The following is a 13196-nucleotide window of genomic DNA, read 5'->3' as shown; positions in this document are numbered from 1 at the left end:
ACGGGCAACCGCCCGCTCGGCGTTCAGAACGCAAACACCGCCGATGCGGCCGCGACTGTCTCCTCCACCACCGGAAATTTCACCACGGACAAGTCGTGTCGAGCTCCTTCGAACTCCACCAGACGCGTCGCGGCGGGAATCAAGGCGAGTGCTGCCCGCATCTCCTCCGTTGTCGCAAACTCGTCCTTCGAACCGTGGACGACAACGGTCGGTGTGTTCAGTTCGGGCAGGTGTTCGGTTCTGAGCTTCTCGGGCTTCTTCGGTGGATGCAGTGGATAGGAGAGAAGGACCAGGCCGTCGACAAGTCCCGGGTTCTCCGCCGCAAGCATCGACGCCTGCCGACCGCCGTACGAATGTCCGCCGAGCAGAACGGGTCCGGGCACCGAGTAGTCCTTGCGAAGAGCAGCAATCACCTCGGCAATGCCCGCGCGATCCTCCGCAGCACGCGACGGATGCGGAGGCCCCGAAGCTCGACGCACCCGAAACGCGAGATCGAAGCGCAGAACTTGCGCTCCTGCCGCAGCAAAGCCGTCGGCAACAGCACGCAACAGCACGGTGTCGCAGTTACTTCCCGCGCCGTGAGTCAGTGCAAGCGTGGCGACGGGCGACGCGAAGGACACAGAAGCAGGTCGATGAAGGAAACCGTGCACCGCACCTTCGTCGACCGTTTCGACAGTAGTCATGGACGCATCCTTGTCCGACCCGCTCGGGCCTGTTCGACCGCGGCAGTCATGCTGCCCTCGTAAACCGGACCGTGTCCGGGAAACAGCACGCCGGCAGGTGCACCGGCGATATTGTCCAACGCCTGGTCGGTCGCTTCACGGTCATGATTGAAGGGGCACACCAGAAATTGTGGTCCGGCGACACTCGACGTCGCGTGTCCGGTCACCAGAGCGTCACCCGACGCGATCACTCCTGCGTCGGGAACAAGGTAAGCGCTGTGGCCGTCGGTATGCCCATGAGTGGGAATCGGCACGATCCGACCGGGAACGTCCAGCGCACCACCGGACGCAAAGGACTGTGCCCGAGGCAGTTCCGCACCTTTCAACGCGCCGACTCCGATCACGTCGCGAAGCCATTTCGGAGCACCTCGCCGCCACAACAGCAACGGAACTCCGGCCGGCGACAACTGTTGCAGATACTCCCTCTTCGCATGCGGCACTTCCAACGGATCCATCAGGACCGGAACCTCGAGCCGAGTCACGATGTCCGCGATCCCACCGATGTGATCGATGTGCGCGTGCGTGACGAGAATTGCCCGAACATCCCCGAGCTGGTGACCGATCTGTTCGATCGAGCGTTCGACGTCGGTGCCGTTGGCCGGATATCCGCCGTCGATCAAGGTCAGATCGGACCCCTCTTCGACCAGGACCCAATTGGCGTGACCGCACCGAACCAGATGTGTGTTCTCGATCTGCGTGATCGACAGTGCCGCAGTAGTCATGCTTGGTAGTCTGCGCCACGTGTCGGAATCCGTGAAGCAGGCCAGCAGCCGCAGCATTCGAGATCGCGCCGAAGCATCCTTGGTGGCAGCCGCATTCGCACTGCCCAGCGCGGTGAAACGTCGAATCACCGGACCACCCGTCGTCATCGAGGGCAACACGCTCGACGCCGACGCACACCTTCTGCTCACGCTCGCGAAGACGCGGCCACTCCCCTCGCATTCAACCGATCCCCAGTCACTCGCCGCTGCTCGCGCCAATCTCACCCGAACCGCGATCATGATGGGCGGCAGGCCCACGCCCGTCCACACCGAGGAGATCTCCGTTTCGGGTGCCGACGGCCCGCTTCGCGCCCGGCTCTACGTCCCGACAGCCGACACCGGCGCTCTGCTCGTCTACTTCCACGGCGGCGGGTGGGTACAGGGCAGCATCGAATCCCACGATGCCCCGTGCCGCCTGTTGGCCGAAACCTCCGGCGCACGGGTCATCTCGGTCGACTACCGGCTCTCACCCGAATTCGCTTTCCCCACACCGGTACACGATGCCTACGCCGCCTACCTCGATATCGTCGACCGCGCCGACGAGTTCTGCGCAGACCCGACGCGCATCGCTGTCGGGGGCGACAGCGCTGGCGGGCATCTTTCCGCAACGGTCGCGCTGCGTGCCCGCGACGACGGCAAGACCCCACCGGCGGCGCAGCTGTTGATCTACCCCGCGACCGACTTTCACGAGAAGGCCCCCTCGCGAACGACGTTCGGTGAAGGTTTCTTCCTGACCGAGGCCAACATGAACTTCTACGAGTCCAGCTTCCTCGGCAGCAATGCCGATCGACTCGATCCGATGGTGTCGCCGCTACGCGCCCCCGACGCGACCGGACTGCCGCCGGCCATCGTGATCACGGCGGGATTCGATCCACTCCAGGACGAAGGCGAAGCCTACGCAGCTCGATTGCGCGACAACGGTGTTCACGTGACCGATCGACGCTATCGCGGGTTCATCCACGGCTTCGTCAACGTTCTGGGACCGAGCGTGAGTTCGCGCACCGCCGTCGCCGAGATCGGCGGAATGCTCCGCGTTCTACTCACCCACCCAGCAAAATCTCCCGCAACGTATCCACCAGCGGATCAACCGGCAGCTCAGGGCTGATCGCACGCTGTAGCCCCAAACCGATTCCGACGCTGAGTATGCGCAGTGCCGCGGCGTTCGGGTCCAGTGCCGGCGTCACGCCGTTGGACTCGGCAAGATGTTGCACCACTCCGGCAATCAATCCGCGCACCTGATCGGCACCCGTCGCGATCTTTTCGCGGATCTCTTCGCTGTGCCGCGATCGCACCGAGAACTCGACTTCGAGCAACGTCCATCTCTTGTCCCCGATGGTTCGCTCGGCCCATCGCGCGAACTCGGCCACCGCGTCGTCGAGCGTCGAATTGGCTCCGAGCTGTGAGGTGATCTCGCCGACCTTGGTCAACCTGATTCGGCCGAGCACCTCGGCGCACAACTCGTCCTTGTTCTTGAAGTTCGAGTACACCGCACCTTTGGAATAACCGGCATCCTCAGCGATCTGATCGAGCGACGCGGCGGCGTACCCGCGATCGAGGAAATGTTCGACGGCCGTCGCCAACAAGGTCTCGCGGGTCATCGCCTGCGCTTCCTGCCTGGTCAATCGCGCCATCGGAACCTCCTCGCGGTTCTGAGTATCGAGATTCCAACGGTAGCCGAATACCGGAAGCGCACCGCAGGCGCACTCCCGAAACCCAAATTTGGGGTACCCACGTTATTCAGATACTGATAGTCTCCGAAATATGACTTCAGAAGTGACCGGCACCACCGCGCCCGGGTCCGGACGACACAGCGCGCCTAGACGGGGATTGGCAATCGGATGCGGCGGCACCCTCGGCTTCGCCTGGACCGTTGCTGCCCTCGCCTCGGTTCGGGACGCCCTCGACTGGGATCCCCGCGAAGCCACCGCCATCATCGGCACGTCCGCCGGAGCCGAGTTCGTGACAATGCTCGGCAGCGGAGTCGGCGTCGACGAGTTGGTAGCCATGCAACTCGGAGAGCCCGCCGCACGTCCCGAACTCCTCGCCCACACAGCATCGGCGCCCGGAAGAATCCCGCCACTTCCGAGTTTGGGGATCGGCAATCCACGACTGGTGACGCGTCGAGATCTTCCCGTTCTGAGCCGGATGAGCGGTATCGCACCGCGTGGTGGCGGCGACCCGTCCTGGCTCACCACGCTCGCCGAATCTCTCGCCCCTGGCGATTCGTGGCTCCCACATCCGTGCGCGTACATGGTATCCATGGACTACAGAACCGGGCGACGGGTCGCGTTCGGGGCACAGGGGGCTCCGAAAGCGACAGTCGGTGAAGCGCTTCGAGCGTCTTGGGCGATTCCCGGCTGGTTCCCACCTGTCACCATCGACGGCGTCAGGTACATCGACGGCGGCGCGGCGTCCACGGCATCGGTAGACCTCCTGCTCCCCCTCGAACTCGACGAGCTGGTTGTACTGGCGCCCATGGCATCTCGAACATTGAAGCCGGCGCGCGGCGCCGCCCGTATCGAACGCGGCGCCCTGCGGAACTCCATGTCCAAGGGCCTCGACCGGGAAATCGAACTGGTGCGCGCTGCGGGAACCAGGGTCTTGCGCATAGACGCCACCGACGACGATCTCGCCGTCATGGGCGCCAACTTCATGGACGGCCGACGGCGGCTCGCCACCTTCGAATCATCCCTACGTACAACACGTGCGAGCGTGAAACGCGAACTCGATGCGCGCCCGTTCCACTCCACCCCGTCCCACCAGTGAAAGCGCAGACTCAGTGAACAACAGAACTGACCACTTCGAGGTCGTGATCATCGGTGGCGGGATCTCCGGGATCGGTGCCGCAATTCACCTGCAGCGCCTCGGGATCGACAATTTTGTCCTGCTCGAGAAAGCGGACTCCCTCGGCGGCACCTGGCGCGCCAACACCTATCCCGGTTGTGCCTGCGACGTCCCGTCCGGCCTGTACTCGTATTCCTTTGCCGCCAATCCGGATTGGACCCGACTGTTCGCGGAGCAGCCGGAGATCCGCGAGTACATCGAGGACACGGCCGTCCGCCACGGGGTCGACAAGCACGTTCGCTTCGGGGTAGAAATGCTCTCCGCACAGTGGGACGCATCGCAATCACTCTGGAAGATAACAACTTCCAGCGGTGAACTCACTGCTCGTTTCGTGATAGCCGCCGCCGGCCCGTGGAACGAACCCCTGACGCCGGCGATTCCCGGGCTGGAAACGTTCGAGGGCGAGGTGTTTCATTCCTCGCAGTGGAATCACGACTACGACTTGACCGGAAAGCGCGTCGCCGTCGTAGGTACCGGCGCTTCCGCAGTCCAATTCGTGCCGCGCATCGTCTCCGACGTGTCCGCCCTTCACCTTTACCAACGCACCGCTCAATGGGTCCTTCCCAAACCCGATCACTACGTACCGCGGATCGAAAGGTCCGTCATGCGATTCGTACCGGGAGCGCACAAGGCTCTACGCAGCATCGAATACGGAATCATGGAAGCGCTTGGATTGGGGTTCCGCAATCCGTGGATCCTGCGTATCGTGCAGAAACTCGGGTCGGCCCAATTGCGCTTGCAGGTGCGCGATCCGAAGCTACGCAAGGCGCTGACTCCCGACTACACCCTCGGTTGCAAGCGACTACTCATGTCGAACTCGTACTACCCGGCCCTCGGCAGACCCAACGTGACCGTCCATGCCAACGCAGTCGAAGAGATCCACGGCAACACCGTGATCGGAGCCGACGGAGTGGAATCGGAAGTGGACGCGATCATCTTCGGAACGGGCTTCCACATCCTCGACATGCCCATTGCATCAAAGGTATTCGACGGAGAAGGTCGATCACTCGACGATCATTGGCAGGGAAGCCCGCGGGCGTACTTCGGTTCCGCCGTCAGCGGATTCCCCAACGCGTTCATTCTGCTGGGCCCGAGCCTCGGCACCGGACACACGTCGGCCTTCATGATTCTGGAAGCCCAACTGAACTATGTGGCACAGGCGATCGGCCACGCTCGTCGGCACGGCTGGAAAACCATCGACGTGCGCCCGGAAGTACAGGCAGCCTTCAACTCTCAAGTTCAGGAGGCATTGGGTACCACAGTCTACAACGCCGGTGGTTGCGAAAGCTATTTCTTCGACGTCAACGGCCGCAACAGCTTCAACTGGCCGTGGTCGTCAGGAGCCATGCGTCGACGGCTACGGGCCTTCGATCCATACGCCTACAACCACACGCTGTCCGACAACCCTGCGTCAGACGACACCCCCGCTGAGCCCACCACCACCCCCGAACCGGAGTACACCACATGAGCCTTTTCGGCACCACCTACCCGCCGATCGATCTCGACGGAGCAGTCGTCGTCATCTCCGGAGGTGGCCGCGGAATCGGCCGGGCCACAGCGGAGTTGTTCGCAGCTCGCGGCGCACTCGTCTGCGTCGGCGACCTCGACGAGGAGACGGCCGTCGACACCGCCGCATCCATCGGCGCACGGGTCCGCGGGTACGCTCTGGACGTCACCTCACGCGAATCCTGGGATGTGTTCGTCTCCACAGTGATCGGCGAATTCGGTCACATCGACATTCTGGTCAACAATGCGGGCGTGATGCCGCTCGGCAGCTTCCTCGACGAGTCCGACGCCACCAGTCGAGTAACCCTCGACGTCAATGTCTGGGGCCCGATTCACGGGATGCGCACCGTGCTGCCCGGCATGGTGGATCGGCGACGCGGCCACGTCGTCAACATCGCATCCATGGCAGGCAAGCTACCGGTGCCAGGAATGGCCGTGTACAACGCAAGCAAGTTCGGTGCGGTGGGCCTTTCCGCCTCTGCTCGTGTCGAATTCGCAGATTCCGGCGTCAGCGTCAGCGCCATCCTGCCCAGCGCGGTGCGCACCGGGCTCTCCTCCGGTGTGCCACTCGGAAAGGGCATGCCGACGGTTGAACCCGAGGTCGTGGCCGAAGCTGTCGTCGACACGGTCGCGCACCGGCGAGCCGAAACTACTGTTCCGCGTTACCTTGCGGGCTGGGACCTCATCGACGCTGTAGTACCCGAATGGATGATAAACATCGGACGCCGGGTGATCGACGATCGCCGCGCGCTGACATCGGTAGATCCGAACGGGCGTGCGGACTACGAAAAGCGAGTGGCACGTCAGGCCGAAAACGAGGAGCACGATCGGAGATGAAGCGGGTAGTTTCGTGGCCATGTACATCCGCCGCGAAACTTCTTCCGACCGTGACGCAATCTATTCACTGCTCGGGGCGGCGTTTGCCGACCAAGCGCCGCCCGGCGAGTCTCCCTACGAGATCGAACTGACACGTCAGCTCTTCGCCTCGAACGACTACTTACCGAAGTTGTCCCTTGTCGCCGTCGCCGGTGATGAGATCGTTGGTTTCGTAATCGGAACACGCGGATGGGTCGGTCCCGTTGAGGCGGTTGGCCTCGGCCCGTTGGCAGTCACACCGGACAACCAACGCAGCGGCGTCGGTTCGGCGCTGATGCACGCGGTGATCGGTGCGTCCGACGCTCTGGACGTGCCACTGCTCGCCCTCCTGGGCAGCACCGAGTACTACCCGCAGTTCGGGTTCGTCACCAGCACGGACGCCGGGATCGAGTCTCCGGAAGCCGAGTGGGGCGAGCACTTTCAGATCAGGACCCTCACCACGCACCGCCCCGATCAGACGGGGAAGTTTTCATACGCAGCGCCTTTCGGGGTCGCTTGACCCTCAGCGCGATGTAAGAGTTCTTTGACATCCAGCGCACGTAGACCTACGCTCAGGCATGTCAAAGAACTCTTACACCTGGGAGGCTTCATGAGCACCACGGCACGGTGGAGCCTGATCATCGGTATCGGCGTCGCAGCAACGCTAGCCTTCAGCTTTTTTGCAGCATTGACCGCCGATGATCGGAAGACGTTGGCCTTCATCGTCTTCGCAATCGTCCTGGCACCGGCTTGTATCGGGTCGGCGTGGGCCCTTTTTCCATCGGAGAACGACAAGGCCCCCGCCTACCCCGAGGACACCGTCGAAACAGAATGGAGTCGCAAGGCCGGCTTCGGCGCGTTCACCGACTTGATCACTGCCATGGGGATCGCGCTGATCGCGCACAATGTCTTCGGCGCTCCCGAACTGCCGCTCGTAATGTTTACAGCCCTCGGTCTGGCCGACTTCGGAATCCGGTACTGGGCAGTGTCGAGGGACCGCACCCCACATTCGAGATCTGACGAGATCTGATGCGCAACAACCTTCAAGAACTTCGTACGGCAGCCGGATTGTCACAGCAAGCGTGCGCCGACGCGCTCGGCATCACACGCCAGACCGTCATCTCGATCGAGAAGGGACACTTCGACCCACGCCTGTCACTGGCGTTCCGAATCGCCGAATACTTCGACAAACGCGTAGACGACATTTTCTCCAGCTGACGCCGTCTCGAACTGACGGAAGATCAGTCGAGCTGCGGTTTCAGTCGAGCTGCGGTTTCAGTCGAACAGAGTTGGCGATCCGTTTTCGTCGTTCCCGTCTTCGACGGCCGTTGCCTTCTTGCCCGAGCCCTTGCGGACGACGGTCAACGTCGTCGTTCGACGCGACAACCTGTGCCCGTCACTGTGTTCGAGCAGCGCCATCCCCTGGCGAACTTCGACTACCGTCCACGGACCAGCATGGCCGGCTGCCTGCACGAGGTCACCGGACTCCACCTCAGTTGCCATGACCACTCCTTGTTCGTCGTGTCCTGCACGTTCTCCTTCCTATTATCGACGCGGCCACCTGGTAGTCGACGCGCAGGGTACCTACGCTGCAGCTGCAACCTTGACCGCATGGCCGACTTCGGCTCGGAATGCCGCGTATTCGGGTGAGCCTCGGAGATCGTCGGGATCGACGCCGGTTCGTGGCAGATCGATTTTCAGGTCGAGCGCGACCTTGCCCGGTCGGCTTGTCAGAACTACGACGCGGGAGCCGAGAAAGGCCGCCTCGTCGGCACTGTGAGTGACGAAGACACTTGTTCGCCCCGATTCGGCACTGACACTGCGCAGGTCCTCCTGCAGACGCTCGCGAGTGAGGGCGTCCAGCGCGGCAAAGGGTTCGTCCAACAGGAGCAACGACGTTTCGGCCGCCAAGGCACGAGCAATTGCCACCCGCTGCTGCTGCCCGCCGGAGATTTCCCAGATACGCCGGTCCGCAGTGCCGACCAGACCGACGCGGTCGAGAAGCTCGTCGCGCCTTCGCCCGCGCTCGCTCTTTGCAACGCCGGCGTATTTGAGTGCCAGATCGATGTTGCCGCCCACCGATTTCCACGGAAAGAGCCGTGGCTGCTGAAACACCACTCCCGCACTCGACCCGGGAATCGGGTCGGATCCGGAGACCTGAACCGTTCCACTGGAAGGACTTTCGAAACCCGCGATCAGCCGCAGCAATGTGCTCTTGCCGCAACCCGACGCTCCGACGAGAACCAGAAACTCACCAGGTGTGACGTCGATCGATACGGGCCCGAGTGCCGTGACGGACTCTCGACCGTGGCCGTACCTGTGCGAGACGGTGTCGATTCGGATCGCGCCCGGGCGGTCGGCAGCGAATCCACCCGAGGCCTGCTGTGCGGTCACGCTACTGGTCAAGGACATCGGGAAGCCCCTTCACATAGAGGGCATTCTGAAAGACCGCCAGATCAGGCACACTGTCGATCTGCTTCTGCTCGGCCAGGAATTGCGCTGCACTCTGCAGGTTCACTGCCAGATTCCCGGGAGCGCCCTCGGTGCCCAACCATTCCGGCGAGGAGATCTGCTCCGGAGTGAGGAACACACCCTGTTTCAACTGCGCTGCCGCGTCTTCCTTCGAGGCGCCTAATTGTGCGGCAACAGCTTCCGCTGCCGCGTTCGGATCAGTGGCGATCGTCGTGAGCGCGCGGGCCTGAACCTGGCGCCAGGTGTCGACGATCTCGGGGTGATCCTTGGCAAACGCAGTCGACACCACACCAAGATCGAGTGTCGGCTTTCCTGCTGTCGCGAGCTCACGGCTGGCGATCAACTGTGTTCCGTCCTTACGGAGTTCGTCGAGCGTGGGCAGCCAGGTGTAGACGGCATCGATGTCACCGCGCTGCCAGGCTGCGAGGGATGCTTGCGGCTGGAGATCCACCAATTGGACGTCGTCGGCACTGAGTCCGGCCTGGTTCAGCGCTGCCAGCAGACTGTAGTGCGCGGTCGAGGCGAATGCCGTGGCCACTTTCTTGCCGCGCAGATCTGCGACGGTCTTGATTCCGGTTGCGTTGCGCGCCACCAGGGCTTCGTTGTCGCCGGCCACGTCCAGAACAAACGCGACCTGATACGGAATGTTCAGCGGTGCCGAGAGTCCACGAGCAACCGGACTCGAACCGATTGCGCCGAAATCGATTTCACCGGCGATGAAGGCGGTGTTGATGTCGGCTCCCGAATCGAACTTCGTCCACTTCACGTTGTACTCGGGCAGTGCGTCTTCGAGCCAGCGATTGTTCTTGACTATCAAGTCGCCGCTCGGGAACGACTGGTAAGCGATACGGATCGTTTCCTTGGACGAATCCTGGCCCGAATGATCAACCGAGCACGCACCGAGAACAAGGGCAAGGACGCCGATCAGCACCGTGAACGCCGTCCGGGCAGCCCTTCCTTCATTGCGCGTCGAATTACTGCTGCGCTTCAGATTGCTGCTGGCGTGTTTCTGATTGTCAGTCATACTTTTCCCCTCCAGGGAACGGCGCGGCGCTCTGCAGCCCGCAGCAGTCCGTCGATGATCAGGCCGGAGAATCCGATGGCAAAGATCCCCACCAGCACGACCGGTGTGTTGTTGTAATTGCTTGCATCCTTGACCATTCCGCCGATTCCGGGGATGCCGTTGAACAGTTCGGCCGCGACCACCGACGAGTACGCCATACCCACCGACAGCCGAATGCCCGTGAAAGTTTCCGGTAAGGCCGACGGGACGACGACGTCCCGGATCACCTGCGCCCGTGAGGCTCCCAGGGCCCTGGCCGCTTCGACCAGTCCGACCGGCGCCGCGACCACAGCAGCTGTGGTGGCCACCGCTGCCGGCGGAAGAGCAGCGAGCGCCAGCAATGTAATCTTCGGCGCCTCGTCGATTCCCAGCCAGATCACCAGCAGGAAGAAATACGCCAGGGGCGGCAGTGCGCGCAGGAACGTCAACCACGGTTCGAGCAGGCTCCGCAGCCATGTCACCGATCCCATGGCCAAACCGAGGATCACGCCCAATCCGACGCCGATGATCACACCGACCAGTACCCGTCGCAGCGTCATGTAGAGGTGCTCCCAGAGCAGGTAGCCCTGGTAGCCGCGCACTCCGTCGTGCGTGGTCATCGTGTTGACGAAGGCATGCCAGACCGTGCTCGGGAACGGCACGAAGGTCTCACTCCAGGTGCCGCTCGCGGCAGCGACCTGCCACAGGGCCAAGAATGCGATCACGGAAAGCACCGGCAGTCCGACAGTGGTCGCACTCGAAGTCCACGGCCGACGCGGCTCACGGTTCGGTTCCGTGACTGATGTTGGTTCTATTGCTTCGACAGGAGTCGACATCGCTGTTCTTCCTCGACGTACGGAAAATTCCGGCACACATGCAGCAACGGGCGCATATGCAGGGGCGAAGGCGCACAGAGCGGCGCCATTCTCACTCAGGAGAGTCGGAAGGAATCAACAGCAACAGCAGTTGGCACCAAGACGGCACAGGTCGACGGCGATGCGTCGTGTCAGTGGCGTCGAGGGCATGGGGGTAATTACTACCTGTGTCTGCAATTACCCGCAAATGCGGGGGAAATAGGCGTCAGTCGGCCAAGCGAACCGACAGCGAATACATGAGCGGGATCTCGGGTCGTCCGGCCGGGACTCCCCAACGCTTGCCGCCGAGTTCAGCCATCTCCTCGAATCCTTGCCAACCGTTGGCGTACGGGTACTCGTCGAAGGACTCGAGCGTCAATCCGGCGCGCCGCAAAGCTCCTAGCACCTCGGAAATGGACCAGTTGAATTCACATGAGGGGAAAGGATTTTCGAAGTTCTCGACTCCGTTTCCCTCAGCGCCTGGCAAGATGAGATCGGCCGAATCTGCCACGTAGTCGCCCACGCCACGGGGTTCGGTCACGGGAGTCCCGCCTCCGTACGGGTATGTCAGCGACCACTTCTCGTCGAAACACATGGCAAACGGATGAAACTCCACCAGAACGAATCGACCGTTCGGCGCGAGAACACCGGCAATCCCCTCGGCCCACTCGTCGAGATCGGGTAACCAGATCACCGTTCCGTACGAAGAAAAGACTCGGTCGAACTTTCTCTGGCCAGCGGCAGCAGCGCGGAGCCACGCAGATACATCGGCACGCTCGAAATCGGCGGCAATTCCGGATTCCGCGGACAAGGTTCGGGCGAAGTCGATCGCGGAATCCGCGATGTCGACGCCGGTCACCGCGGCACCGAGAGCGGCCAAACTCAACGAATCCTGACCGGAATTGCACTGCAGATGAAGAATCGAGGAGCCGTCGATCTCGCCGAGCAGCGCCAGTTCTTCCGGATACAAGGTCGACCCGCCGTTGCGAAAGAACTGTGCCTGGTCTCCTTTGTGACTGTTGTGAGCGACGGTCGCCGCATTCCACGACAACCGATTCATCTCCGCTGCATCCATCACTACTGCATCCACCTCTACTGCATCCACTTCTCGACCCACAACAAGTCCGCCCGAGTTCACCACGTCCCCGGTCACGTCGGCAATCGATTTACTGGGCTGGAAACCTATCCGAACGAAGATGCAACAGGTTACAGTTTTTCGACGGACCATCGAAGGAGAACCAGTGCGCTACGGACTCAGCCTGTTCACCAGTGATCGCGGCATCCGCCCTGCCGATGCAGCAAAGGCTGCGGAGGCGAATGGATTCGACGCCTTTTACGTTCCGGAGCACACTCACATCCCCGTCTCGAGGGATTCCGATCACCCCGGAACCCAGTCGGCCGAATTGCCCGACGACCGTTACATGCGCACACTCGACCCCTGGGTTGCCCTCGGCACCGCCGCGTCGGTCACGAACACCATCCGATTGGGCACCTCCGTGGCCCTCCCCCTCGAACACGATCCGATCACTCTCGCGAAAACCATCGCATCGCTGGACCATCTTTCCGGCGGACGCGTGGTCTTCGGCGTCGGATTCGGCTGGAATGCAGAGGAACTCGCCGACCACGGCGTACCGCCCAACAAACGCCGGACCGCACTCCGCGAGTATCTCGAAGCCATGGGCGAACTGTGGTCGAAGGAAGAAGCGTCGTACGACGGCCAATTCGTGAAGTACGGACCCAGCTGGGCGTGGCCCAAACCAGTTCAGAAGCCCCGTCCTCCCATCCTCTTGGGCGGCGGCGGCAACGAGAAGACTTTCAAGTGGATCGCAAAGTCTGCCGACGGGTGGATCACCACACCCATCGAGCAGGAGATCGACGGAAACGTGGAACTGCTCCGAAAGATCTGGGCCGAAGCAGGTAGAGTCGGCGAGCCTGAAATAACCGTCCTGGCAGGCAAACCCGATTCGGAGAAGCTCGCCCACTGGGCAGACATCGGTGTCACCGAAGCAATGTTCGGCACTCCGGACAAGAGCCCCGAAGAGGTTGTCGGATACATGGAACGTCTGGCAGCCAAGCTCGGACGGTGAGGTCCGCCACAGCATCTTGACCTCAACTGCACTCGAGGTTTTAACGTCGGTAT

Annotated in this window: 16 protein-coding genes; 8 read left to right on the top strand and 8 right to left on the bottom strand. The window is 62.3% G+C overall.

All coding sequences use genetic code 11. The features are described 5' to 3' along the window. Positions 1–23: 23 nt before the first annotated feature. Both ABH939_RS02395 and ABH939_RS02390 read right to left on the bottom strand, forming a co-directional pair. Positions 24–683: an alpha/beta fold hydrolase gene (locus ABH939_RS02395; protein ID WP_058037738.1), complete on the bottom strand. Its 660-nt coding sequence runs from the start codon at positions 681–683 to the stop codon at positions 24–26. Then, entirely contained in the window at positions 680–1444 is a 765-nt protein-coding gene (locus tag ABH939_RS02390) for an MBL fold metallo-hydrolase (protein ID WP_042922301.1), read from the bottom strand. Before ABH939_RS02390 ends, ABH939_RS02395 begins: the two co-directional genes overlap by 4 nt. Positions 1445–1463: 19 nt before the next feature. On the opposite strand from ABH939_RS02390, the gene ABH939_RS02385 reads away from it, so the two are divergent. Continuing rightward, a complete protein-coding gene (locus ABH939_RS02385; RefSeq protein WP_404649272.1) occupies positions 1464–2588 on the top strand; it encodes an alpha/beta hydrolase fold domain-containing protein in 1125 nt (374 codons plus the stop codon). On the opposite strand, the gene ABH939_RS02380 is transcribed toward ABH939_RS02385, so the two are convergent. After that, positions 2524–3114, bottom strand: coding sequence for a TetR/AcrR family transcriptional regulator (locus ABH939_RS02380; protein ID WP_030535226.1), 591 nt, complete (start codon positions 3112–3114; stop codon positions 2524–2526). The two genes, ABH939_RS02385 and ABH939_RS02380, sit on opposite strands and share 65 nt — an antisense overlap. Positions 3115–3244: 130 nt before the next feature. Here ABH939_RS02380 and ABH939_RS02375 point away from each other — a divergent pair, with 130 nt between their 5' ends. The 6 genes from ABH939_RS02375 to ABH939_RS02350 all read left to right on the top strand — a co-directional run bounded on the left by ABH939_RS02375 (position 3245) and on the right by ABH939_RS02350 (position 7906). Then, entirely contained in the window at positions 3245–4249 is a 1005-nt protein-coding gene (locus ABH939_RS02375; RefSeq protein ID WP_042451435.1) for a patatin-like phospholipase family protein, read from the top strand. A gap of 13 nt (positions 4250–4262) precedes the next feature. After that, on the top strand, positions 4263–5795 hold the full coding sequence (locus ABH939_RS02370) for an NAD(P)/FAD-dependent oxidoreductase (RefSeq protein WP_054187715.1): 1533 nt from the start codon (positions 4263–4265) through the stop codon (positions 5793–5795). After that, positions 5792–6670, top strand: coding sequence for an SDR family oxidoreductase (locus tag ABH939_RS02365; protein ID WP_404649271.1), 879 nt, complete (start codon positions 5792–5794; stop codon positions 6668–6670). Before ABH939_RS02370 ends, ABH939_RS02365 begins: the two co-directional genes overlap by 4 nt. A 19-nt stretch (positions 6671–6689) precedes the next feature. Beyond that, positions 6690–7208 (top strand): GNAT family N-acetyltransferase, encoded by a 519-nt coding sequence (locus ABH939_RS02360; protein WP_003940356.1) that lies wholly within the window; start codon positions 6690–6692, stop codon positions 7206–7208. Between the two features lie 90 nt (positions 7209–7298). Continuing rightward, positions 7299–7718, top strand: a complete 420-nt coding sequence (locus ABH939_RS02355) for a hypothetical protein (RefSeq protein WP_404649270.1) — start codon at positions 7299–7301, stop codon at positions 7716–7718. After that, entirely contained in the window at positions 7718–7906 is a 189-nt protein-coding gene (locus ABH939_RS02350; protein WP_003940277.1) for a helix-turn-helix transcriptional regulator, read from the top strand. Before ABH939_RS02355 ends, ABH939_RS02350 begins: the two co-directional genes overlap by 1 nt. Positions 7907–7963: 57 nt before the next feature. Here ABH939_RS02350 and ABH939_RS02345 read toward each other — a convergent pair whose 3' ends face one another. The 5 genes from ABH939_RS02345 to ABH939_RS02325 form a co-directional block, all read right to left on the bottom strand. After that, entirely contained in the window at positions 7964–8191 is a 228-nt protein-coding gene (locus tag ABH939_RS02345) for a hypothetical protein (protein WP_007733785.1), read from the bottom strand. 81 nt (positions 8192–8272) lie between these two features. Further along, positions 8273–9100, bottom strand: coding sequence for an ABC transporter ATP-binding protein (locus ABH939_RS02340; RefSeq protein WP_404649269.1), 828 nt, complete (start codon positions 9098–9100; stop codon positions 8273–8275). Beyond that, complete coding sequence (locus ABH939_RS02335) at positions 9084–10184, bottom strand: aliphatic sulfonate ABC transporter substrate-binding protein (protein WP_003939802.1); 1101 nt, start codon at positions 10182–10184, stop codon at positions 9084–9086. Before ABH939_RS02335 ends, ABH939_RS02340 begins: the two co-directional genes overlap by 17 nt. Continuing rightward, on the bottom strand, positions 10181–11038 hold the full coding sequence (locus ABH939_RS02330; RefSeq protein WP_003939782.1) for an ABC transporter permease: 858 nt from the start codon (positions 11036–11038) through the stop codon (positions 10181–10183). Before ABH939_RS02330 ends, ABH939_RS02335 begins: the two co-directional genes overlap by 4 nt. A 244-nt stretch (positions 11039–11282) precedes the next feature. Then, positions 11283–12209 carry a bifunctional 2-polyprenyl-6-hydroxyphenol methylase/3-demethylubiquinol 3-O-methyltransferase UbiG gene (locus tag ABH939_RS02325; RefSeq protein ID WP_007733782.1) on the bottom strand — a complete coding sequence of 309 codons (927 nt, stop codon included), beginning with the start codon at positions 12207–12209 and terminating at the stop codon, positions 11283–11285. Between the two features lie 88 nt (positions 12210–12297). Here ABH939_RS02325 and ABH939_RS02320 point away from each other — a divergent pair, with 88 nt between their 5' ends. Continuing rightward, entirely contained in the window at positions 12298–13143 is an 846-nt protein-coding gene (locus tag ABH939_RS02320; protein ID WP_404649268.1) for an LLM class F420-dependent oxidoreductase, read from the top strand. The last annotated feature ends 53 nt before the right edge of the window (positions 13144–13196 follow it).

Source organism: Rhodococcus sp. 27YEA6 (assembly GCF_044908235.1).
GTDB classification, from domain to species: Bacteria; Actinomycetota; Actinomycetes; order Mycobacteriales; family Mycobacteriaceae; genus Rhodococcus_F; species Rhodococcus_F qingshengii.
Note: the sequence above shows the minus strand (reverse complement) of the source record. Positions and strands in the feature narration are given on the sequence as shown.

Coding starts and splice junctions, on each gene's coding strand:
- ABH939_RS02350 (WP_003940277.1), top strand. CDS start 7,718: ATGCGCAACAACCTTCAAGAACTTCGTACGGCAGCCGGATTGTCACAG.
- ABH939_RS02365 (WP_404649271.1), top strand. CDS start 5,792: ATGAGCCTTTTCGGCACCACCTACCCGCCGATCGATCTCGACGGAGCA.
- ABH939_RS02380 (WP_030535226.1), bottom strand. CDS start 3,114: ATGGCGCGATTGACCAGGCAGGAAGCGCAGGCGATGACCCGCGAGACC.
- ABH939_RS02375 (WP_042451435.1), top strand. CDS start 3,245: ATGACTTCAGAAGTGACCGGCACCACCGCGCCCGGGTCCGGACGACAC.
- ABH939_RS02340 (WP_404649269.1), bottom strand. CDS start 9,100: ATGTCCTTGACCAGTAGCGTGACCGCACAGCAGGCCTCGGGTGGATTC.
- ABH939_RS02395 (WP_058037738.1), bottom strand. CDS start 683: ATGACTACTGTCGAAACGGTCGACGAAGGTGCGGTGCACGGTTTCCTT.
- ABH939_RS02330 (WP_003939782.1), bottom strand. CDS start 11,038: ATGTCGACTCCTGTCGAAGCAATAGAACCAACATCAGTCACGGAACCG.
- ABH939_RS02355 (WP_404649270.1), top strand. CDS start 7,299: ATGAGCACCACGGCACGGTGGAGCCTGATCATCGGTATCGGCGTCGCA.
- ABH939_RS02360 (WP_003940356.1), top strand. CDS start 6,690: ATGTACATCCGCCGCGAAACTTCTTCCGACCGTGACGCAATCTATTCA.
- ABH939_RS02390 (WP_042922301.1), bottom strand. CDS start 1,444: ATGACTACTGCGGCACTGTCGATCACGCAGATCGAGAACACACATCTG.
- ABH939_RS02345 (WP_007733785.1), bottom strand. CDS start 8,191: ATGGCAACTGAGGTGGAGTCCGGTGACCTCGTGCAGGCAGCCGGCCAT.
- ABH939_RS02335 (WP_003939802.1), bottom strand. CDS start 10,184: ATGACTGACAATCAGAAACACGCCAGCAGCAATCTGAAGCGCAGCAGT.